Origin of the sequence: Pseudoxanthomonas suwonensis (genome assembly GCF_000972865.1) — a bacterium.
Lineage (GTDB): Bacteria > Pseudomonadota > Gammaproteobacteria > Xanthomonadales > Xanthomonadaceae > Pseudoxanthomonas > Pseudoxanthomonas suwonensis_B.
This window is the reverse complement of sequence record NZ_CP011144.1, coordinates 3748847-3768790: the sequence shown is the minus strand read 5'-3', so window position 1 is coordinate 3768790 and position 19944 is coordinate 3748847. Positions and strand designations below refer to the sequence as shown.

Genomic DNA, 19944 nt, shown 5'->3' with positions numbered 1-19944 from the left:
GATGTCCGTCCTGTCCACCGGCACCGGCGCCCTGATCGCCTTCCAGCGGGCGCTGGCGACCGTCAGCCACAACGTCGCCAACCTCAACACCCCCGGCTACAGCCGGCAGCGGGCCGACTTCGCCGCGCGCACGCCGACCGACTACGGCTATGGCTACGTCGGCAACGGTACCCGCCTGGCCCAGGTCGGCCGCGTCGCCGACCAGATGGCGATCTCGCGCCTGCTCGACAGCGGCGGCGAGCTGGCCCGGCTGCAGCAGCTGTCGTCCCTGGCCGGACGGGTGGACAGCCTGTTCTCCGACAAGGCCACCAACCTGGCCGGGCTCTGGTCGAACTTCTTCGACTCGGTCAGCGCGCTGTCCTCCAACGCCTCCTCCAGCGCCGAGCGCGAGAACCTGCTGGCCCAGGCCAGCGCGATGGCCAACCGCTTCCGCGTGCTGGACGGCCAGCTCGGCGCACTGGGCCAGGAGGTCAACAACGGCCTGATCACCGGCGCCGCGGAGATCAACCGGCTGTCCGCCGAGGTCGCCCGGCTCAACGGCATGATCGGCAGCGATGCGACCCGCGCCGCGCCCGACCTGCTCGACCGCCGCGACCAGCTGATCTCCGAACTGGTCGCCTATACCGGCGGCACCGCGGTGTCGCAGGACGGCGGACCATTGAACGTGTTCACCGCCGGCGGCCAGGCCCTGGTGGTCGGTACCATCGCCACCCAGGTGGCCACGGTCGCCGACCCCTACCGTCCCGAACGGCTGCAGCTGGCGCTGCTGACGCCCGGACAGCCGATCACCCTGGACGGCCGCAGCATGGGCGGCCGCATCGGCGGCCTGCTCGAGTTCCGCGCCAGCGTGCTGGACCCGTCGATGGCCGAGCTGGGCCGTATCGCTTCTGGCCTGGTCGACACCTTCAACGCCGCGCACCGTGCCGGCATGGACCTGTACGGGCAGATGGGCGGGGACTTCTTCGCCCTGCCCGCGCCGGCGGTCAACCCCCACCAGGGCAACGGCAGCGGCGCCACCCTGCAGGCCAGCTTCCACGACCTGGGCCAGGTGGACGGACAGAACCTGCTGCTGCGCTTCGAAGGCGGCGGCTGGGTGGCGCAGCGGGTCGACACCGGCGCCAGCGTGCCGGTCGCCGGCAGCGGCGCCCCAGGCGACCCGCTGCGGGTCAACGGCATCGCGATCGTGGTCGCCGGCACGCCGGCCAGCGGCGACCGCTTCCTGCTGCAACCCACCGCCGGCGTCGCCGGCGGGATCTCGGTGGCCATCACCGATCCGTCGCGGATCGCCGCGGCGACGCCGGTCAAGGCCCGCGCCGACATCGGCAACCTCGGCACCGGCATCCCGGGCAAGGTCACCGTCACCGACGCGTCCGACGCGGCGCTGCTGGTCCCGGCCCGGATCGAATTCCTCGACGCCGGCCAGTACACCGTCGACGGCGCCGGCCCGTTCGCCTACACGCCCGGCCAGAGCATCAGCGCCAACGGCTGGAGCCTGGTGCTGGACGGCATGCCCGCCGCGGGCGACTTCTTCGAGGTCGTTCCCACCGGACCGGGTTCCAGCGACAACGGCAACGCGACCCGGCTGGCCAACCTGGACGACGCGCGCGTGCTCAGCGGCGGCACGGTCACCCTGAACGGCGCGATCGGCGGCCTGACCACCGCGATCGGTTCGGCCGCGCGCCAGGCCGGGTACTCGGCCGAGGCGCAGCAGGTGCTGCACGACCAGGCCCAGTCCGCGCGCGACGCCATCTCCGGGGTCAACCTGGACGAAGAGGCGGCCAACATGCTGCGCCTCCAGCAGGCCTACCAGGCGGCGGCGCAGATCATCGCCACCGCCGACACCATGTTCCAGTCCATCCTCAACGCGGCCCGCCGATGAACACGCGCATCTCCACCGGCATGATGTACAGCCAGACGGTCGGCACCCTGCTCTCCAAGCAGGCCAAGCTCAACCACCTGCAGCAGCAGCTGGCCACCGGGCAGAAGCTGGTCAGCGCCAAGGACGATCCGGTCGCGGCCGGCGTGGCGGTCGGCCTGGACCGGGCGCTGGCCGAACTGGAGCGCTTCGGCGCCAACGCCAACAACCTGCAGAACCGGCTCGGCCTGCAGGAGAACGTGCTCGCGCAGGCCGGGCAGATGATGGCGCGGATCAACGAGCTGACCGTGCAGGCCAACGGCGGTGCGCTGTCGGATGCCGACCGCAACGCCATCGGCAAGGAGATCCGCAGCCTGCGCGACGGCCTGCTCGACCTGGCCAACAGCAGCGACGGCGCCGGCCGCTACCTGTTCGGAGGCACCGCCGACGGCAGTGCGCCGTTCGCGATCGGCAGCGGTGGCGTGGTCTATTCCGGCGACCAGACCCAGCGCCGGGTGGAAGTGGCGCCGGAGATGAGCGTCGCCGACACCCGTCCCGGCAGCGAACTGTTCCTGCGCGTGCGCACCGGCGACGGCCGGGTCGACGTCCAGGCCGACGCCGGCAACGCCGGCTCCGGCCTGGTCAAGCAGTACGGCGTCGCCGATTCCGGCGCCTGGAACGGCGGCATCTACCGCATCGAGTTCACCGCACCCGATGCCTACGTGGTGCTCGACGGCAACGGCAATCCGGTCGGCGGCGGCAGCTACGCCTCCGGCGACAGCATCGTCTCGCACGGCCTGAAGCTGCAGCTGGAAGGACAACCCGCCGCCGGTGATGCGTTCACGATCGGCCCGGCCGGCACCCGCGACGTGTTCGCCACCATCGACCGCCTGATCGGCGCGCTGGCGCTGGCGCCGACCACCGACGCTCAGAAGACGGAAATGCAGAACCTGCTGCAGTCCTCGCTGCGCGACATCGCCACCGCGCAGGAACATCTGATCGATGCGCGCGCGGCCGGCGGCGCGCAGCTGGCGGCGCTGGACACCGCCGCCGGCCTGCGCGACTCGCAGTCGCTGACCATCAGCACCACGCTTTCCGGACTGCGCGACCTCGACTACGCCGAAGCCATCAGTCGCTTCAGCCTGGAGAAGACCGCGCTGGAAGCAGCGCAGTTGGCCTTCACCCAGATCCAGCGGATGTCGCTGTTCAACCTGCTGCGCTGAGGCGGCGAGGGGTCGCCTCTGCCGGTACCGTCGCGTCGCGGGCAAGCCCGGCTCCTACAGCAGCCGGAGCCCCCGTCCAGTAGCCAGAGCCCCGTCGTTCCGGCGAAAGCCGGAACGACGGGGAATGCAGGAGCCCAGCCAGTCGGCGACACCGGCATCGGGACAAGGAGGCGTCGCCTGTGCCCGCGTCGCCGCGGCGCCGGGAAACCGCCTCCCGCACCAACCACCCCGCGAAGATCGCCCACGCATGACGAGGCCGGATCGGCCAAGCCGTCTCGCCGAGCCGCCTGGACGACAGCGCCTGCGGCATGACCATGAGCCCTGCGAGACGGGGGCGAAGATCCCTAAATTTCCCGCTGCGCCCGCCGCTACACGCAGCAGCGGCAGGCATCTGCCGGGCCATCGGATCTTCTCTCCATCCGCCGGCCCTACAGACAGCCGGAAATTTTTTCAAGGCCACGCTAAAGGTTCCTGGAAAAGCGCCGCTACTCATGTCAGCAGAGGACAGGGCCGGCACAGACGGCAAGCCCCTGCGGAGCCACCGGCAAGGCCCTGTAATCCACGCCGGATTCCCCAAACCAGGAGACCAGCATCATGTCCGTCATCAACACCAACACCATCTCGCTGAACGCACAGCGCAACCTGGCCACCAACAGCGCCAGCCTGTCCACCACCATCCAGCGCCTGTCCTCGGGCCTGCGCATCAACAGCGCCAAGGACGACGCCGCCGGCCTGGCGATCTCGGAGCGCTTCAGCACCCAGATCCGCGGCATGAACCAGGCCGCCCGCAACGCCAACGACGGCATCTCGCTGGCGCAGACCGCCGAGGGCTCGCTGAGCGAGATCGGCAACAACCTGCAGCGCATCCGCGAGCTGGCCGTGCAGTCGCGCAACGCCACCAACTCCACCTCCGACCGCGAGGCGCTGAACGCCGAAGTCACCCAGCTCAAGGCCGAGATCCAGCGCGTGGCCGAGCAGACCGACTTCAACGGCACCAAGCTGCTGAACGGCAACTTCACCGCCCAGGCCTTCCAGGTCGGTGCCAACCAGGGCCAGACCATCACGGTCGCCTCGATCGCCAACGCCAACACCACGGCGCTGGGTAGCTGGACTTCGCCGGATACCACCGCGTACACCCAGACCACCGCCGCGGCCACGGCGACGGCCTTCGCCACCGGCATGTCGATGGAAATCAACGGCGTCACCATCACCACCGCCGCCGGCGCAGCGGATGCCCCCGCCGCCGCCGCAGCGCTGAAGGCAGCGTTCGACGTCGCCAAGGCGATCCCGGCCAACACTGGGCTGGCCAACGTCACCATGGCGGCCGACGGTGCGATCACCTCGACCGACCAGAACCTGACCCTGGCCAACCTGACCAACGTCAGCGGCGTCACCGCAGGCACCACCGCAGGCACCGCCAGCGTCGTCGCAGGCACCGCCCAGACCGGTTTCTCCGCCGAAACCGTGCTGACCGCCGAGGCCGCCGACCGCATGATCCTGGCCATGGACGCTGCGCTGACCGCGGTGAACTCCTCGCGCGCCGACCTGGGTGCGATCCAGAACCGCTTCACCTCGGTGGTCGCCAATCTGAACACCGGTTCGGAGAACCTGTCGGCATCGCGCAGCCGCATCCGCGACACCGACTTCGCCAAGGAGACCGCTGAGCTGTCGCGCACGCAGATCCTGCAGCAGGCCGGTACCGCGATGCTGGCCCAGGCCAACCAGATCCCGCAGAACGTGCTCAGCCTGCTGCGCTGATCCCGCGGCACCCGGTTCGGCCATACAGCCCTCCCCCGGCGACGGGGGAGGGTTTTTTTGTGGCGGCGGCGTCCCGGCATCGGTCCCGCGGCACGGATCCTGCATCGGCTAAAGATCGCCGTCCCCGCGCCGCTAGAACAGGCGGACGGGTCGGCAGCGCTGCCGCCCGTGGGGCGGCGCTTCCACATCCACCGGGCGCCCAGGAGAACCGGCAATGGCAGATTACAGCTTCGGATACGGCGGCGTGGGCTCGAGCCTGGACATCAGCGGCATCGTCAGCCAGCTGGTGGCGGCCGACCGCGCGCCGATGGACGCGCGCCTGACCAAGCTGGAAAGCAACACCAAGTTCAAGATCTCCGGCCTGGGCACGGTCACCTCGGCGTTCAGCACGCTCAAGACCGCACTCGAGGCGCTGAAGAAGGTCGACTCGCTGGAGGCGCGCACGGTCAAGTCGGTCTCTGCCGACAGCAGCAACGGCGTCGACAACGTGCTGTCCGCCAGCGGCAGCAAGGGCATTCCCGTCGGCAGCTACCAGGTGGAGGTCCTGTCGCTGGCCAGCGCGCACAAGCTGGTCGGTGCCGGCGTGACCGAGGACGCCACCTTCGGCGCCGGCCGGCTGTCGCTGTCGATCGGCGGCGAGGCCGTCGAGATCGAGGTAGGCGAAGGCAACACCCTGGCCGACGTGCGCAGCGCGATCAACAAGGCCGCGCAGAACCTGGGCGTGCAGGCCAGCCTGCTCAAGTCGGATGCCGGACTGCACCTGGCGGTGGGCTCGGACAAGACCGGCGCCAGCCACGTGGTCTCGTTGCAGGTGCTCGAGGGCGGCAGCGACCTCGCCGGGCTGGTCGCCGGCCTGGAGGAACGCTCACCGGCCAGCGACGCCCGGGTCTCGATCGACGGACTGGTCACCACCTCGGCCAGCAACAAGATCGGCGACGCCGTGCCTGGCCTGACCCTGGAACTGAAGAAGACCGGCACCAGCACCGTCAACGTCGGCAGCGACCCGGCCGCCAGCCGCGCGGCGGTGCAGGGTTTCGTCAATGCCTACAACGGCGCGATCAAGGCGCTGGGTTCGGTCACCTCGTTCAATGCCGGAAGCAACACGCCGTCCTCGCTGACCGGCGACGCCCAGATCCGCGGCGCGGCCAGCCAGTTGCGCAACGTGCTCGGCAACCTGCTGGGCGAGCTGGCTGCCAGCGGGCTCGACGCCCGGACCCTGGGCCTGCAGACCCAGGGCTATCCCAATCCGGATGGCACCCTGGTCCTGGACGCGGCCAAGTTCGACGCCGCCCTCGCCGCCGAACCGGGCAAGGTCGCCGCCGCCTTCACCGGCGACCAGGGACTGGCCGCCAGGCTCGCGGCGGTGGTCGACAACTACGTCGGCAGCAACGGCGCCTTCACCCTGCGCAACAAGACCCTCAACGACCAGCTCAAGGACGTGGCCAAGCAGCGCGAGACGCTGGACCTGCGCATGGAGAGCGTGGCCGCCCGCTACAAGGCGCAGTTCGTCGCCCTGGACAGCCTCATGGGCCAGATGACCACCACCAGCAACTACCTGGCCCAGCAGCTGACCGCGATCGCCGCGCAGACCAGCAGCCGCTGACGCAGCCACCAAGGAGAATCCCATGTCCTCCCGCGCCTACGCCGACCAGTACCGGCAGAACAGCCTGGAAGGCGCCGTCATGGGCGCCGACCCGCACAAGCTCGTCGCCCTGCTCCTGGCCGGCGCCTGCCAGCGCATCCGCCTGGCGCAGGCCTGCCTCGACCAGGGCGACCTGGCGCGCAAGGGCAAGGCGATCGGCGAGGCCTGCGCGATCGTCGGCCACCTCAACGGCTCGCTCGACCACGAGGCCGGCGGCGACCTGGCCGGCAACCTGGCGGGGCTGTACGACTACGTGGTCCAGCGGCTGACCGAGGCCAACCTGCACAACGACCACGCCGCCCTGGACGAGGCCCTGCAGCTGCTGGGCGAGATCGACTCGGCCTGGAACGCGATCCCGCAGGCGCAGCGCCAGGGCCATCCGGCGCTTGAGGCCACGCCGTGAGCACCGACACCCTGGCCACCCTGCACCAGGACCTGGCCACCCTGCGCCGGGCCCTGGACGAGGGCGACTACGGCCGCGCCGGCGACGTGCTCGCCTGGCACGACCAGCGCCTGCGCGAATACATCGACACCGTGGGCCTGCAGGCGCCGATGCAGGCGCTGCGCGAGCTGCTGCAACTGCAGCACCGGCTGCAGGACGACATGCTCGCCGCGCGCGACGCCGCCGCCGCCGGCCTGCGCGGGCTGCGCCAGTCCGACCAGGCCAGCCGCCGCTACCGCGAGGTCGCGCCGTGAACCCGGCCTGGCCGCGTGCGGCGCAGGCGGCCGAAGCCGGCCTGTTCGAAGAGACGCTGAGCTGCGAGGCGGTGCTGCCGGCCTGTTTCATCCCCGACGGCGGCCACGGCCGCCTGCCCCAGGCCGAAACGCTGCTGCGCGGCCTGGCCCAGGTCGAGGACCTGCGCTCGGACGAGACCGGCGAGGAAAAGCGCGGCGAACTGCCGCTGCTGGCACAGCGCATGGACGCCAAGCTGGACCTGATGCTGGTCCTGCTCGGCCGCCTGGTGCGGCAATCGGAACGCCCCCTGCCGCCGCGCCCCCTGCGCTGGTCCGCGCGCGGCCTGCGCCTGCGGCTGGATGCGGACACCGCGGCGCCGGCGACCGACACCGCCGGCACCCTGCGCCTGCAGCCCTCGGACTGGCTGCCGGACGAGCTGGAACTGCCGGCGATCGTGGCCGCCAGCGCCGCCGAGGCCGGCGGCCACTGGCTGTGGCTGCGCTTCCCGGCGCTGCCGGCGGGCCTGGAAGAGGCGCTGGAACGGCACCTGTTCCGCATGCATCGCCGCCAGGTCGCGGACGCGCGCCGGCGCTGAAGACCCCCGCCGCCCCGGTCGGGGCGGCCACTCGCGGGAGCGGCGCCTACAACTCGCTGCCACGATGGGCTAAGGTGACCGTCGACGTCCGGGGATCCTTCACCCATCCGTGCGAGTTCTGATCGTTGACGACCACACCCTGGTGCGCGCCGGCCTGAGCCGCCTGCTGCAGACCTTTTCCGACGTGGACGTGGTCGCCGAAGCCAGCAACGCGGACCAGGCCATCGACCTGGCCGCCATCCACCGCCCGGAGCTGGTCCTGCTCGACCTGTCCCTGCCCGGCCGCACCGGGCTGGAAGCGCTCAGCGGCATCCTCGAGCGCGTGCCGGACACGCGCGTGGTGATGATGTCCATGCACGACGACCCACTGCACGTGCGCGACGCGCTGGACCGCGGCGCGGCCGGCTTCGTGGTCAAGGACGCCGCGCCGCTGGAACTGGAACTGGCGCTGCGCTCGGCGGCCGGCGGCGAGGTGTTCCTCAGCCCGCGCATCTCCTCGCGGATGATCGCCCCGATGCTGGGCAAGGCCAAGCCGGTCGGGGTGGCGGCGCTGCCGCCGCGCCAGCGCGAGATCCTGGCCCAGATCGGCCGCGGCCTGAGCAGCAAGGAGATCGCCGCCGACCTGGGGATCAGCGTGAAGACGGTGGAGACCCACCGCGCGCGGATGATGGAGACGCTGGGCTGCCGCCGCGCCAACGAACTGGTCCTGCTGGCGGTCAAGCACCGGCACGAGCTGGGCTGACCGCGCCCCGGCGCCGGAAAACCGGCGATGTAGGGAAAACCCCGACAGCATGTCGGGGAAACGACCACCGGCCTCGGGAACGCCCCGATTCAATTCCCGACACGGCGGGCGCACGATGCCTCCATCGCGCCAGGGGGTCCGGCGCAGCGGGGGAAATCGATGAAAGCCAGCGTCTCGGTCCAGCTTGGGCAGCAACTGCACCTCACGCCGCAGCTGCTGCAGTCCATCCGCCTGCTGCAGCTCGATGCGCAGCAGCTGCAGCTGGAAATCACCCGCGTGCTCGAGCAGAACCCGATGCTCGAACTGGACGAGGAACTGGCCGACACCGCCGATGCAGGCGCCGTGCCGGAAGGCACGCAGCCGGACACGCAACTCGAGACGGCCGCGTTCGACGAACTACCCGAGTCTTCGATGTGGGACGTGGCCGGCGCCAGCTGGAACGGAGAAGGCGACGACCGCATGCAGCGCATCGCCGAGCCCGGCTCCAGCGACCCGTGCGTGCGCGTGCTGCAGCGGCTGGCCCTGGAACTGGACCCGCAGTCGCTGGAGATCGCCGCCTTCTGGCTGGAGCATTGCGACGACGCGGGCTACCTGGACGGCACCCACGAGGCGCTGCTGCTGCGCGCCTGCGCCCGTTTCGACGTCGCCGCCGAGCGCATCGAGGCAGTGCGCCAGCGCCTGCTGCACGGCGAACCGGCCGGCCTGGCCGCGCGCGACCTGGGCGAATGCCTGCAGGCGCAGCTGGCCGCCCTGCCCGCCCCCTGCGCCGGCCGCCCGCTGGCCGCGCGCATCCTCGAATACTGCCTGCCGGCGCTGGCCGCGCACGACCACGCCGCCATCGCCCGCCAGCTGCACGTCGAAGAGGCCGACGTGGCCGAGGCCGTGCGCCTGGTGCTGTCGCTGCAGCCGCGCCCGGCGCAGGCCGAGGCCGAACCCGGCGACGCCGGCTACGTGGTCCCCGACGTGGTGGTGTGGCAGGCCGACCGCCAGTGGCGGGTGGCGCTGAACCCGGCCACCGCGCCGAAGCTGTCGGTCAACGGCACCTACGAGCGCGCCCTGGCCCAGGCCGGCGACGGCGAAGGCGCCGGCCGCCTGCGCGAACTGCTGCAGGAGGCGCGCTGGCTGACCCGCGGCCTGTCGATGCGCTATGACACCCTGCTGCGCACCACCCGGGTGATCGTCGAACGCCAGGCCGCGTTCCTGGAGCGCGGCGACGAGGCGATGGCGCCGCTGACCCTGAAGGAAGTGGCCGACGCGATCGGCATGCACGAGTCCACCGTCTCGCGCATCACCAGCGGCAAGTACGTGCAGACCCCGCGCGGCACCTTCGAACTCAAGCACTTCTTCGCCGTGCGCCTGGAAGGCGCCAGCGTCTCCGGCGCGGCGGTCAAGGCGATGGTGCGCCGGCTGATCGAATCCGAACCGGCGGCGCGGCCGCTGGCCGACGACGCGATCGCCGCGCTGCTGGCCCGCCAGGGCGTGCACATCGCCCGCCGCACCGTGGCCAAGTACCGCGAACAGATGTCCATCGCCCCGGCGCGCGAACGCCGCCGCGGCGCCGCCCCCCTGCTGGCCCGCGCGGGCTGAGGAACAGCGACCATGCGCCACCTCCGTGTCCTGCTCGTGGACGACCACGACGGCTTCATCAACGCCGCCATGCGCCATTTCCGCAAGCTCGAATGGCTGGAGATCGCCGGCACCGCCAGCAACGGCCTGGAGGCGATCGAACGCTCCGAGGCGCTGCGCCCGGACGCGGTGCTGATGGACCTGGCGATGCCGGAGATGGGCGGGCTGCAGGCCACCCGCCTGATCAAGGCCCAGGACGATCCGCCGTACATCGTGATCGCCAGCCACTTCGACGACGCCGAGCACCGCGAGCACGCCATGCGCGCCGGCGCCGACAACTTCGTCAGCAAGCTGTCCTACCTGCAGGAAGTGATGCCGATCCTGGAGCGCCTGGCGCAGAGGGACGGGCCGTGAGCGAGTCGCGCATCCTGGTGATCGACGGCAACGCCGAGCGCGCCGAGCGCGTGTGCGGCCTGCTGGAGTTCATGGACCTCAATCCGCGCTGGGCGGCCTCGCCCGGCGACGTGGCCACCGCGCGCCAGCGCCCGACCGACTGGATGGCGCTGGTGGTGGGCGAACTGGACGACGAGGCTGCCGCGCGCGACTTCTTCGCCTGGCTCGGCGCCACGCCGCTGCCGCCGCCGGTTCTTCTGCTGCAGGGTGACACCGGTGCCTTCGCCGCCGCCCACGGCCTGCACGAGGCCGGGGTGTGGCCGCTGGAATCGCCTATCCGCCACGCCCAGCTGGAAGCCTGCCTGCGCCGCGCCAGCCTCAAGCGCCTGGACGCCGAGCAGCAGGCCGGCGCCGCGGTGGCCCAGGACAGCGGCCCCACCGGCAACAGCCCGGCGGTGCAGCGCCTGCGCCGGATGATCGGCCAGGTCGCCCCGTTCGACACCACGGTGCTGGTGCTGGGCGAATCGGGCACCGGCAAGGAAGTGGCCGCGCGCGCGATCCACCAGCAGTCGGCGCGCCGCGACGGCCCGTTCGTGGCGATCAACTGCGGCGCGATCCCGCCGGACCTGCTGGAGAGCGAGCTGTTCGGCCACGAGAAGGGCGCCTTCACCGGCGCGCTGAGCGCGCGCAAGGGCCGCTTCGAGATGGCCGAAGGCGGCACCCTGCTGCTGGACGAGATCGGCGACATGAGCATGCCGATGCAGGTCAAGCTGCTGCGCGTGCTGCAGGAACGCAGCTTCGAGCGGGTCGGCGGCAACCAGACCATCAAGTGCAACGTGCGGGTGGTCGCCGCGACCCACCGCAACCTCGAGGACCGGATCGCCGACGGCCAGTTCCGCGAGGACCTGTTCTACCGCCTCAACGTGTTCCCGATCGAGATGCCGGCCCTGCGCGAGCGCACCGCCGACCTGCCGGCGCTGGTGGAGACCATCGCCGGACAGCTGGCCCGCACCGGTCGCGGCGAGGTCCGCTTCGCCGCCGAGGCGCTGGCGACCCTGGCCGGCTACGCCTGGCCGGGCAACGTGCGAGAGCTGACCAACCTGGTCGAGCGCCTGGCCGTGCTCAACCCCGGTGGCCTGGTGCGGCTGGAGGACCTGCCGGCGCGCTACCGCGCGCACATCCCGGCCGGCGCCGTGCCGGCGCCGCTGGTGACGCCGGTTGTCGCCGCCACGCCGGCCACTCCCGCGACCACCCCGGCCCCGGCCGCTGCGGCTGCCGTGGATCCGGCCACCACCCTGCCCGAAGAAGGCCTGGACCTGCGCGAGCACATCGCCCGGATCGAACTGCAGCTGATCCGCGAGGCGCTGGAGCGCAGCCAGGGCGTGGTCGCCCATGCCGCCCAGCTGCTCGGCCTGCGCCGCACCACCCTGGTGGAGAAGCTGCGCAAGTACGGCATCGAGCGCGAAGAGCTGGCCCAGTAAGGCCATCCCGCCGCCGCGACGCGGCCGCGCTCCTGTAGGAGCTGACTTCAGTCGGCGACACGGGCGTCGGGAACACGGGGGCGTCGCCTGGGCCGACGGCGTCGGGTCGCCGGCTGAACCCGGCTCCTACAACAGCCGCGACACGGGCGCTCTTCATGTAGGAGCTGACTTCAGTCGGCGACAGGGGCGTCGGAGACGCGAGGGCGTCGCCTGTGCCGACGGCGTCGGGTCGCCGGCTGAACCCGGCTCCTACAACAGCCGCGGCCTCGGGCGCCCTTGTGTAGGAGCCGACTTCAGCCGGCGACACGGGCGTCGGAATCACGAGGGCGTCGCCTGCCGCCCTTCCGCCGGAAACCCGCCGCCATTCCGGCACGCCGCTTGCATCGTGAGCGGCGAGCACCGCCAGGAGGCCCCATGACCGATTCGATCAGCTCCGTCCTGTCGCAGATCCGCGCCTACCAGAACCAGCTGGGCCAGGCCACGCGGGTCGCCGGCGACATGCCGCGCAGCGACGCGATCCAGGGCTTGGCCGGCGGCGTGCAGGCACCCGGCCAGGCCGGCGCGGTCACCGGCGCCAGCTTCAGCGAAACCCTGCGCGGCGCGCTGCAGGGCGTCAGCGAGGCGCAGGCCAAGGCCGGCGCGCTGCAGCGCGCCTTCGAACTGGGCGAGCCCGGGGCCGACCTGGCCCGGGTGATGGTCGCCTCGCAGCAGTCGCAGGTCGCCTTCCGCGCCACCGTGGAAGTACGCAACCGACTGGTGCAGGCGTACCAGGACGTCATGAACATGCCGCTCTAACCGCAGGACCGGATACCGATGGCGCTTTCGATCACCAAGGATTCGTTGAACCGCGACCAGGCCGCCGAGAAGGCCGCGCAGGCCGTGGTCAAGCTGCAGGAGATGCAGCTGGGCCGCAAGGCCGGCACGATGCTGATGATCGCGCTGGCGGTGGCCGCCGGCCTGTACGTGTTCTTCTGGTCGCAGAAGCCGGACTACAGCCCGCTCTACACCGGCCTGGACCCCAAGGCCACCGCCGAGGCCGTCGACCTGCTGCGCGCGGCGAAGATCCCGTTCAAGCTCGACCAGGCCAGCGGCGCGATCGCCGTGCCCGAGGCCCACCTGCACGACGCCCGCCTCAAGCTGGCCGGTTCGGGTCTTGCCGACAGCGGGCGCCTCGGCTTCGAGCTGATGGAGCGCGACCCCGGCTTCGGCGTCAGCCAGTTCGTCGAGAACGCGCGCTACCAGCACGCGCTGGAAACCGAACTGGTCCGCACCATCGGCACCCTGCGCCCGGTGCGCGACGCGCGCGTGCACCTGGCCATTCCCAAGCCTTCGGCGTTCACCCGCCAGCGCGAGGCGGCCAGCGCCTCGGTGGTGCTGGAACTGCGCTCGGGCGCGCTGCTGGAGCGCAACCAGGTCGACGCCATCGTCCACCTGGTTGCCTCCTCGATCCCCGACCTGGCCCCGGAACGGGTCACCGTGGTCGACCAGAACGGCCGCCTGCTCAGCCGCAACGGCAGCGACAGCGCCTCGGAAATGAGCGCGGTCCAGTTCGAGCAGGTGCGCCGCCAGGAAACTTCCTACAACCAGCGCATCCGCGAGCTGCTCGAGCCGCTGACCGGCCCCGGCCGGGTCAACGCCGAGGTCACCGTGGACATGGACTTCTCGGTCACCGAGGAGGCGCGCGAACTGTTCAACGCCGAGCCGCCCAAGCTGCGCAGCGAGCAGGTCAGCGAGAACAATTCCAGCACCGGCGACGGCCCGCAGGGCATTCCCGGCGCGACCAGCAACACCCCGCCCGGCGCGACCGCCGCCCAGCAGGCCGACGGCACCCCGCTGCCCGGCGCCGCCACCGCGGCGGCGGCCACGCCGACCGAGTCCTCGCGCAGCGCCACCCGCAACTTCGAGCTGGACCGCACCCTGCAGCACACCCGCCAGCCGGCCGGGCGCATCCGCCGGGTGACCGCGGCGGTGCTGGTCGACCACGTGCCGCGCCCGGGCAAGGACGGCAAGGCGGCGATGCAGGCGATGGGCGAGGACGAGATCAAGCGGGTGGAGGACCTGGTCCGCCAGGCGGTCGGCTTCGACGCCGCCCGCGGCGACGTGGTGTCGGTGGTCAACGCGCCGTTCGTGCGCGAGACCGGCGACACGGTCGAGCCGCCGCAGTGGTGGGAGGACCCGCGCCTGCGCGACGTCGCCCGCCTGGTGCTCGGCGCGCTGGTGGTGCTGGCGCTGCTGTTCGGCGTGCTGCGTCCGGCGCTGCGCCAGATCGCCGGCCCGGCCCCGCGCAAGGCCAGGCAGGCGGCCGACGAGACCGCCGAGGTCTCGCTGGTCCAGGACGACATGCCGGTGCTGGCCGACGACACCGCGCAGATCGGCGGGGCGCGGCAGCAGCCGATCGCCCTGCCCTCCAATGCATACGAGGACCGGCTGCGCAACGCGCGCGAGGCGGTCAAGTCCGATTCCAAGCGGGTCGCCCAGGTGGTGAGGGAATGGGTGGGCAATGAAGCAACCTAATGCCGACGAACTGAACGGCGTGCAGCGCGCCGCGGTGCTGCTGCTGTCGCTGGGCGAGAACGACGCGGCCGAGGTGCTCAAGCACATGGGCGCCAAGGAAGTGCAGAAGCTGGGCCTGGCGATGGCCACCATGAGCGGCGTCACCCGCGAGCAGGTGCTGCGGGTGATGGACGAGTTCGACGGCGCGCTGGACAAGCAGACCTCGCTGGGCGTGGGCGCCGACGACTACATCCGCAACGTGCTGATCCAGGCGCTGGGCGCGGACAAGGCCGGCGGCCTGATCGACCGGATCCTGCTCGGCCGCAACACCACCGGCCTGGACACGCTCAAGTGGATGGACTCGCGCGCGATCGCCGACCTGGTCCGCAACGAGCACCCGCAGATCATCGCCATCGTGCTCTCGCACCTGGACGGCGACCACGCCGCCGACACCCTCAAGCTGCTGCCCGAGCGCACCCGCGCCGACGTGCTGCTGCGCATCGCCACCCTGGACGGGATCCCGCCCAACGCGCTCAACGAACTCAACGAGATCATGGAGCGGCAGTTCTCCGGCAACCAGAACCTGAAGTCGTCCAACATCGGCGGGGTCAAGGTCGCGGCCAACATCCTCAACTTCCTCGAGACCGGCCAGGACCAGTCGATCCTCGGCGCGATCTCGCAGGTCGACCAGGAACTGTGCCAGCGCATCCAGGACCTGATGTTCGTGTTCGACGACCTGGTCGAGCTGGACGACCGCGAGCTGCAGACCCTGCTGCGCGAGGTCTCCGGCGAGCGCCTGGGCATCGCATTGCGCGGCGCCGACGTCAGGGTGCGCGAGAAGATCACCCGCAACATGTCCCAGCGCGCCGCCGAGATCCTGCTCGAGGACATGGAGGCGCGCGGCCCGGTGCGCCTGACCGACGTCGAGGCGGCGCAGAAGGAGATCCTGACCATCGTCCGGCGCCTGGCCGACGAGGGCGTGATCGCGCTCAGCGGCGGCGGCGGCGAGGAGCTGGTATGACCGGGACGGCGGTGCGCTGGCTGGCGCCGGAGCTGGCCGCGGTCGCGCGCGCGCCTGCCGGCGTGCCGGTCGACGTGCCGGTGCCGCGGCCGCCCAGCCTGGAGGAGATCCAGGCCATCGAGGACGCCGCGCGCCGCGAAGGCTACGAGGCCGGGCTGGCCCAGGGCCACCAGGAAGGCTTCGCCCAGGGCCAGGCCGAGGTGCGCCGCCTTACCGCGCAGATCGAAGGCATCCTCGACAACTTCTCCCGTCCCCTCGCCCGCCTCGAGGACGAGGTCACCGCCGCGCTGGGCGAACTGGCGGTGCGCATCGCCGGCAGCCTGGTCGGCCGCGCCTACGATGCCGACCCGGTGCTGCTGTCGGACCTGGTCGCCGAAGCGCTGGACGCGGTCGGCGGCGCGAGCCGCGAGGTCGAGGTGCGCCTGCACCCGGACGACATCCAGGCGCTGGCGCCGCTGCTGGCGCTGGTCGCCGGCGCGCGGCTGACGCCGGACCCGGCGCTCGGCCGCGGCGACCTGCGCGTGCATGCCGAGAGCGTGCGCATCGACGGCACCCTGGAGGCGCGCCTGCGCGGCGCGCTGGAAACCGTGGTGCGCAAGGCCGGGACCGGCGCATGACCCCGCCTCCCGCACCCGCCACCGCCGCGGTCGTGCCCGGCGCCGTGCCCGCCGACTGGCTGGCCGCGCGCAACCTGCGCCTGGCCACGCGGCTGGACGCGATCGCACTGGACCCGGCCGCCGGCCGCGGCCTGATCCGCGAGGGCATCCTGCGCCGCGCGGTCGGCCTCACCCTCGAGGCGACCGGCTGCGAGGCGCCGATGGGTGCCACCTGCAAGGTCGAGGTCGCCGACGGCGGCTGGGTCGAGGCCGAGGTGGTCGGCTTCGCCGGCGAGCGCACCTCGCTGATGCCCAGCGCCGAACTGCACGGCCTGCTGCCCAATGCCCGCGTGGTGCCGGTGCGCCGCCGCGGCGGCGTGGAGGTCGGCGAAGGCCTGCTCGGCCGGGTGATCGATTCCGACGGCGTGCCGCTGGACGGGCGCGGGCCGATCCGCGCCGAGGGCAGTGTCGGCATGGCCGGCGTGGCGATCAATCCGCTGGCGCGCGAACCGATCATCCAGCCGCTGGACGTGGGCGTGCGCGCGATCAACGCGCTGCTGCCGATCGGCCGCGGCCAGCGCGTGGGCCTGTTCGCCGGCTCGGGCGTGGGCAAGTCGACCCTGCTGGGCATGATGACCCGCTATACCGCCGCCGACGTCATTGTCGTGGGCCTGATCGGCGAGCGCGGCCGCGAAGTGCGCGACTTCGTCGAGACCACCCTGGGCGAGGAAGGCCTGCGCCGCGCGGTGGTCGTGGCCGCCCCGGCCGACCGTCCGCCGCTGGCGCGCCTGCACGGCGCCTACCGCGCCACCGCCATCGCCGAATGGTTCCGCGACCAGGGCCTGAACGTGCTGCTGCTGATGGACTCGCTGACCCGCTTCGCCCAGGCCCAGCGCGAGATCGGCCTGTCGGTCGGCGAGCCGCCCACCACCCGTGGCTATCCGCCGTCGGTGTTCGCCAAGCTGCCGGCGCTGGTCGAGCGCGCCGGCAACGGCGCCGCCGGCCGCGGCTCGATCACCGCCTTCTACACCGTGCTGACCGAGGGCGACGATCCGCAGGACCCGATCGCCGACGCCGCCCGCGCGATCCTCGACGGCCACATCCTGCTCTCGCGCCGGATCGCCGACGCCGGCCTGTACCCGGCCATCGACGTGGAATCCTCGGTCAGCCGCGTGGTCCAGGACATCGCCGACGAGACCTGGCGCATGCGCATCCGCGCGCTCAAGCGCCTGGTCGCCGCCTACAACGCCAACCGCGACCTGATCGCGATCGGCGCCTACCAGCGCGGCGGCGACGCGGCGGTGGACGAGGCGCTGGAGCGCTGGCCGGAGATCGTCGAGTTCCTGGGCCAGGACGTGGCCCGCGCCGCCGACCTGCACCACAGCCGCGACGCGCTCACGGCCCTGCTCGAGCCCGGTCTGCTGCAACCCAAGGAGAACGCCGCATGATGCAGTCCCGCCGCATCGACCCGCTGCTGCGCCGCGCGCAGGAGCACGAGGATGCCGTGGCCCGCGAGCTGGCCGAGCGCCAGCGCGCGCACGAACTGCAGGAATCGCGGCTGGCCGAACTGCGCCGCTACGCCGACGAATACGCCTCCAGCCAGATGGCCGCGATCAGCCCGGCGCAACTGGCCAACCGCCGCGCCTTCCTCGATCGCCTGGAAAACGCGGTCGAACAGCAGACACTCAACGTGGACAACAGCCGCGAGAAGCTGGAGGCCGAGCGCACCCGCCTGCTGCTGGCCAGCCGCGACAAGCAGGTGCTCGAGCAGCTGGCGGCCAGCTACCGCGCGCAGGAACGCAAGGGCGAGGAACGCCGCGACCAGCGCGAGATGGACGACCTCGGCGCACGCCGGGTGCGTGCCGCGCAGCAGGCTGGCGAAGCGGAAGGAGAAGCGCGTTGAACCTGCCGGCGATCGGCGGTCCCGGGCCGGCGCAGCCGCAGTCCGCGCCCCAGTCCGGCAACGGCAGCGGCGCCGCCGGCGGCGAGGATTTCTCGCGCCTGCTCGACGGCGGCGCACACAAGGCGGAGACGACGGACGCGAAGGCGTCGAGCGCGGCGGCGGCCTCCCGCCGCGACGCAGGCGACCAACGCCGCACCGGCGCCGCCGACCGCGACGGCCAACGCCAGCGGACGGCCGACGCGCGACCCGAACCGGCGCCGGTCGACGGGTCCGAAGCAGCCGTCACCGCCACCAGCACCGACACCAGCAGCGCATCCGCCAGGGAAACCGACATCGCAGCCGGCGGCTGGCCGCCGCCGGGGCTGGCCAGCCTGCTCGATCCGACCGCTGCCGCTACCGCTCCTCCCGCCATCCCCGCCGCGTCCCCGACGCCTGCCGCTGCTGCCGGCGATGACCAGACGCAGCCACCGCACGGCAGCCTGTCGGGCAATGCCGGGCCGGGCATCGCCGCGGCGGCCAACGCACTGGCGGCACCGTCCCGGCAGGCCAGCCAGACCGTGCAGGCCACGCAGGCAGCGGCCGAGCCGCTGCCCGGCGAAGCCATGGCCGGGCTGCTCCAGGAGGTCGACGCAGCCGCCGGTGATGACAAGGCCGGCGCCAGGCCGACGGCGGCGCCAGGCCTGGCGTTCGCCCTGCAGCCCGCGGCACCTGCGGGTGCGGCCAGCGCCACCGCACCGGCGCCGCCGCTTTCCGCCGCGCCGGCACCGGTGCCGCAGCTGCACGGCGAAGGCTTCGCCGACGATGTCGGCGCCCACGTGCAGTGGCTGGCCGGGCAGAAGATCGGCCACGCCCACATCCGCATCTCACCGCAGGAACTGGGCCCGGTCGAGATCCGCCTGCAACTGGACGGCGACCGCATCAGCGCCGATTTCAGCAGTGCCCAGCCGGAAGTCCGCCAGGCGCTGGAGAACGGCCTGCCGCGCCTGCGCGAGATGCTCGGCCAGCACGGCTTCCAGCTGGCCCATGCCGGCGTCGGCCAGCAATCGCGGCAGGACGGCGGCGAGCGGCAGGGTCGCTCGTCCGATGGCCCGGGCGGCGGCGACGGCACCGGCGACGAGCCCGCTGCCGCGGCACCGCTGCAACGCATCGCCCGCGGCCTGCTCGACGCCTACGCCTAGCCGCGCCGGGCCCTTCTGCCCGGAGCCCATCTCCCTCCAGCGCTGACGGCCCGCGCTGGAGCCCCTCTCCGTACGGGAGAGGGGTTGGGGTGAGGGTCGGGCAGCCCGCGGCAATCCAGACCGCGCGGGCCTCCCCGTACCCTCATCCGCCCCTTCGGGGCACCTTCTACCCCGAGGGCACCCTGTCCCGAAGGGAGAAGGAAATTCCCTCCCCGTCAAAACCCCGCCGCGACCACGGCACACCGCTTGCATCCTGACCGGGGCAACCTCCAGGAGACGACGCGTGGCCGCCGCAGCCGACAAGAATTCCCGCTCCCCGGCGCCGAAGAGCGCCGCACCCGCCGCCAAGGCCGGCGGCAAGCTGCCGCTGATCATCAGCGCGGTGGCCGTGCTCGCCGCCGCTGCCGCCGGTGGCGGCTGGTACTGGACCTCGCGCCAGGCCGCCGAAGCCGAGCAGGCCGCCGCCGAGGCGAGCAAGCCCAAGCTGCCGGCACCGGCCCAGTACCTGGCCCTGGAGCCGCCGTTCGTGGTCAACCTCCACGGCGCCAACGGCGGCCCGCAGTACCTGCAGGTCGAGATCCAGCTGATGACCCGCGACAGCGGCGCGCTGGCCCACCTGGAACGCCACGCCCCGGCGATCCGCGCCTGCCTGCTGATGCTGCTGGCGCAGCAGGACGCGCACGGCATCGCCGACCGCGCCGGCAAGGAACGGCTGCAGGCCCAGGCCCTGGCCGAGGTGCGCAAGCTGATGCGCGCCGAGACCGGAACCCCGGCCGCCGAAGACCTGCTGTTCACCAGCTTCGTCACCCAGTAACGGAAGCG

Annotated in this window: 19 protein-coding genes; all 19 read left to right on the top strand. The window is 72.3% G+C overall.

What is annotated here, in order from left to right; translation table 11 throughout:
- The first annotated feature begins 1 nt into the window (after window position 1).
- The 19 genes from flgK (at window position 2) to WQ53_RS15505 (ending at window position 19936) form a co-directional block, all read left to right on the top strand.
- The gene (gene flgK, locus WQ53_RS15595; RefSeq protein WP_052633619.1) at window positions 2-1879 is read left to right on the top strand and encodes a flagellar hook-associated protein FlgK; all 1878 of its coding nucleotides are present in this window, start codon (window positions 2-4) and stop codon (window positions 1877-1879) included.
- Window positions 1876-3078, top strand: a complete 1203-nt coding sequence (flgL, locus tag WQ53_RS15590) for a flagellar hook-associated protein FlgL (protein WP_052633618.1) — start codon at window positions 1876-1878, stop codon at window positions 3076-3078. The genes flgK and flgL overlap by 4 nt, the downstream gene beginning before the upstream one ends.
- 591 nt (window positions 3079-3669) lie before the next feature.
- Window positions 3670-4836 carry a flagellin gene (locus tag WQ53_RS15585; RefSeq protein ID WP_144409350.1) on the top strand — a complete coding sequence of 389 codons (1167 nt, stop codon included), beginning with the start codon at window positions 3670-3672 and terminating at the stop codon, window positions 4834-4836.
- A gap of 214 nt (window positions 4837-5050) precedes the next feature.
- Complete coding sequence (gene fliD, locus WQ53_RS15580) at window positions 5051-6439, top strand: flagellar filament capping protein FliD (protein ID WP_052633616.1); 1389 nt, start codon at window positions 5051-5053, stop codon at window positions 6437-6439.
- Between the two features lie 22 nt (window positions 6440-6461).
- Complete coding sequence (fliS, locus tag WQ53_RS15575) at window positions 6462-6881, top strand: flagellar export chaperone FliS (RefSeq protein ID WP_052633615.1); 420 nt, start codon at window positions 6462-6464, stop codon at window positions 6879-6881.
- Window positions 6878-7174, top strand: a complete 297-nt coding sequence (locus WQ53_RS15570) for a hypothetical protein (RefSeq protein WP_201774017.1) — start codon at window positions 6878-6880, stop codon at window positions 7172-7174. Before fliS ends, WQ53_RS15570 begins: the two co-directional genes overlap by 4 nt.
- The gene (locus WQ53_RS15565) at window positions 7171-7749 is read left to right on the top strand and encodes a PilZ domain-containing protein (protein ID WP_052633614.1); all 579 of its coding nucleotides are present in this window, start codon (window positions 7171-7173) and stop codon (window positions 7747-7749) included. Before WQ53_RS15570 ends, WQ53_RS15565 begins: the two co-directional genes overlap by 4 nt.
- A gap of 109 nt (window positions 7750-7858) precedes the next feature.
- Window positions 7859-8491: a response regulator gene (locus WQ53_RS15560; RefSeq protein ID WP_052633613.1), complete on the top strand. Its 633-nt coding sequence runs from the start codon at window positions 7859-7861 to the stop codon at window positions 8489-8491.
- Between the two features lie 159 nt (window positions 8492-8650).
- On the top strand, window positions 8651-10078 hold the full coding sequence (rpoN, locus tag WQ53_RS15555; protein WP_052633612.1) for an RNA polymerase factor sigma-54: 1428 nt from the start codon (window positions 8651-8653) through the stop codon (window positions 10076-10078).
- Window positions 10079-10090: 12 nt separating this feature from the next.
- Complete coding sequence (locus tag WQ53_RS15550; RefSeq protein WP_052633611.1) at window positions 10091-10471, top strand: response regulator; 381 nt, start codon at window positions 10091-10093, stop codon at window positions 10469-10471.
- A complete protein-coding gene (locus WQ53_RS15545; RefSeq protein WP_052633610.1) occupies window positions 10468-11931 on the top strand; it encodes a sigma-54 dependent transcriptional regulator in 1464 nt (487 codons plus the stop codon). The genes WQ53_RS15550 and WQ53_RS15545 overlap by 4 nt, the downstream gene beginning before the upstream one ends.
- 414 nt (window positions 11932-12345) lie before the next feature.
- Window positions 12346-12726: a flagellar hook-basal body complex protein FliE gene (gene fliE, locus WQ53_RS15540; protein WP_052633609.1), complete on the top strand. Its 381-nt coding sequence runs from the start codon at window positions 12346-12348 to the stop codon at window positions 12724-12726.
- Window positions 12727-12744: 18 nt separating this feature from the next.
- Window positions 12745-14445 carry a flagellar basal-body MS-ring/collar protein FliF gene (fliF, locus tag WQ53_RS15535; protein WP_052633608.1) on the top strand — a complete coding sequence of 567 codons (1701 nt, stop codon included), beginning with the start codon at window positions 12745-12747 and terminating at the stop codon, window positions 14443-14445.
- A gap of 10 nt (window positions 14446-14455) precedes the next feature.
- Entirely contained in the window at window positions 14456-15445 is a 990-nt protein-coding gene (gene fliG, locus WQ53_RS15530) for a flagellar motor switch protein FliG (protein WP_052634123.1), read from the top strand.
- Window positions 15442-16062 (top strand): FliH/SctL family protein, encoded by a 621-nt coding sequence (locus WQ53_RS15525; protein WP_052633607.1) that lies wholly within the window; start codon window positions 15442-15444, stop codon window positions 16060-16062. Before fliG ends, WQ53_RS15525 begins: the two co-directional genes overlap by 4 nt.
- Complete coding sequence (locus tag WQ53_RS15520) at window positions 16059-17489, top strand: FliI/YscN family ATPase (RefSeq protein ID WP_052633606.1); 1431 nt, start codon at window positions 16059-16061, stop codon at window positions 17487-17489. Before WQ53_RS15525 ends, WQ53_RS15520 begins: the two co-directional genes overlap by 4 nt.
- Window positions 17486-17944, top strand: coding sequence for a flagellar export protein FliJ (fliJ, locus tag WQ53_RS15515; RefSeq protein WP_052633605.1), 459 nt, complete (start codon window positions 17486-17488; stop codon window positions 17942-17944). The genes WQ53_RS15520 and fliJ overlap by 4 nt, the downstream gene beginning before the upstream one ends.
- On the top strand, window positions 17941-19122 hold the full coding sequence (locus WQ53_RS15510; protein WP_052633604.1) for a flagellar hook-length control protein FliK: 1182 nt from the start codon (window positions 17941-17943) through the stop codon (window positions 19120-19122). Before fliJ ends, WQ53_RS15510 begins: the two co-directional genes overlap by 4 nt.
- A 283-nt stretch (window positions 19123-19405) precedes the next feature.
- Window positions 19406-19936: a flagellar basal body-associated FliL family protein gene (locus WQ53_RS15505; RefSeq protein WP_052633603.1), complete on the top strand. Its 531-nt coding sequence runs from the start codon at window positions 19406-19408 to the stop codon at window positions 19934-19936.
- Window positions 19937-19944 lie beyond the last annotated feature (8 nt).

Bases quoted from the DNA above. Each gene is read 5' to 3' on its own strand.
- flgK (WP_052633619.1), top strand. From the start codon at position 2: ATGTCCGTCCTGTCCACCGGCACCGGCGCCCTGATCGCCTTCCAGCGG.
- flgL (WP_052633618.1), top strand. From the start codon at position 1,876: ATGAACACGCGCATCTCCACCGGCATGATGTACAGCCAGACGGTCGGC.
- fliD (WP_052633616.1), top strand. From the start codon at position 5,051: ATGGCAGATTACAGCTTCGGATACGGCGGCGTGGGCTCGAGCCTGGAC.
- fliS (WP_052633615.1), top strand. From the start codon at position 6,462: ATGTCCTCCCGCGCCTACGCCGACCAGTACCGGCAGAACAGCCTGGAA.
- rpoN (WP_052633612.1), top strand. From the start codon at position 8,651: ATGAAAGCCAGCGTCTCGGTCCAGCTTGGGCAGCAACTGCACCTCACG.
- WQ53_RS15550 (WP_052633611.1), top strand. From the start codon at position 10,091: ATGCGCCACCTCCGTGTCCTGCTCGTGGACGACCACGACGGCTTCATC.
- fliE (WP_052633609.1), top strand. From the start codon at position 12,346: ATGACCGATTCGATCAGCTCCGTCCTGTCGCAGATCCGCGCCTACCAG.
- fliF (WP_052633608.1), top strand. From the start codon at position 12,745: ATGGCGCTTTCGATCACCAAGGATTCGTTGAACCGCGACCAGGCCGCC.
- WQ53_RS15525 (WP_052633607.1), top strand. From the start codon at position 15,442: ATGACCGGGACGGCGGTGCGCTGGCTGGCGCCGGAGCTGGCCGCGGTC.
- WQ53_RS15520 (WP_052633606.1), top strand. From the start codon at position 16,059: ATGACCCCGCCTCCCGCACCCGCCACCGCCGCGGTCGTGCCCGGCGCC.
- fliJ (WP_052633605.1), top strand. From the start codon at position 17,486: ATGATGCAGTCCCGCCGCATCGACCCGCTGCTGCGCCGCGCGCAGGAG.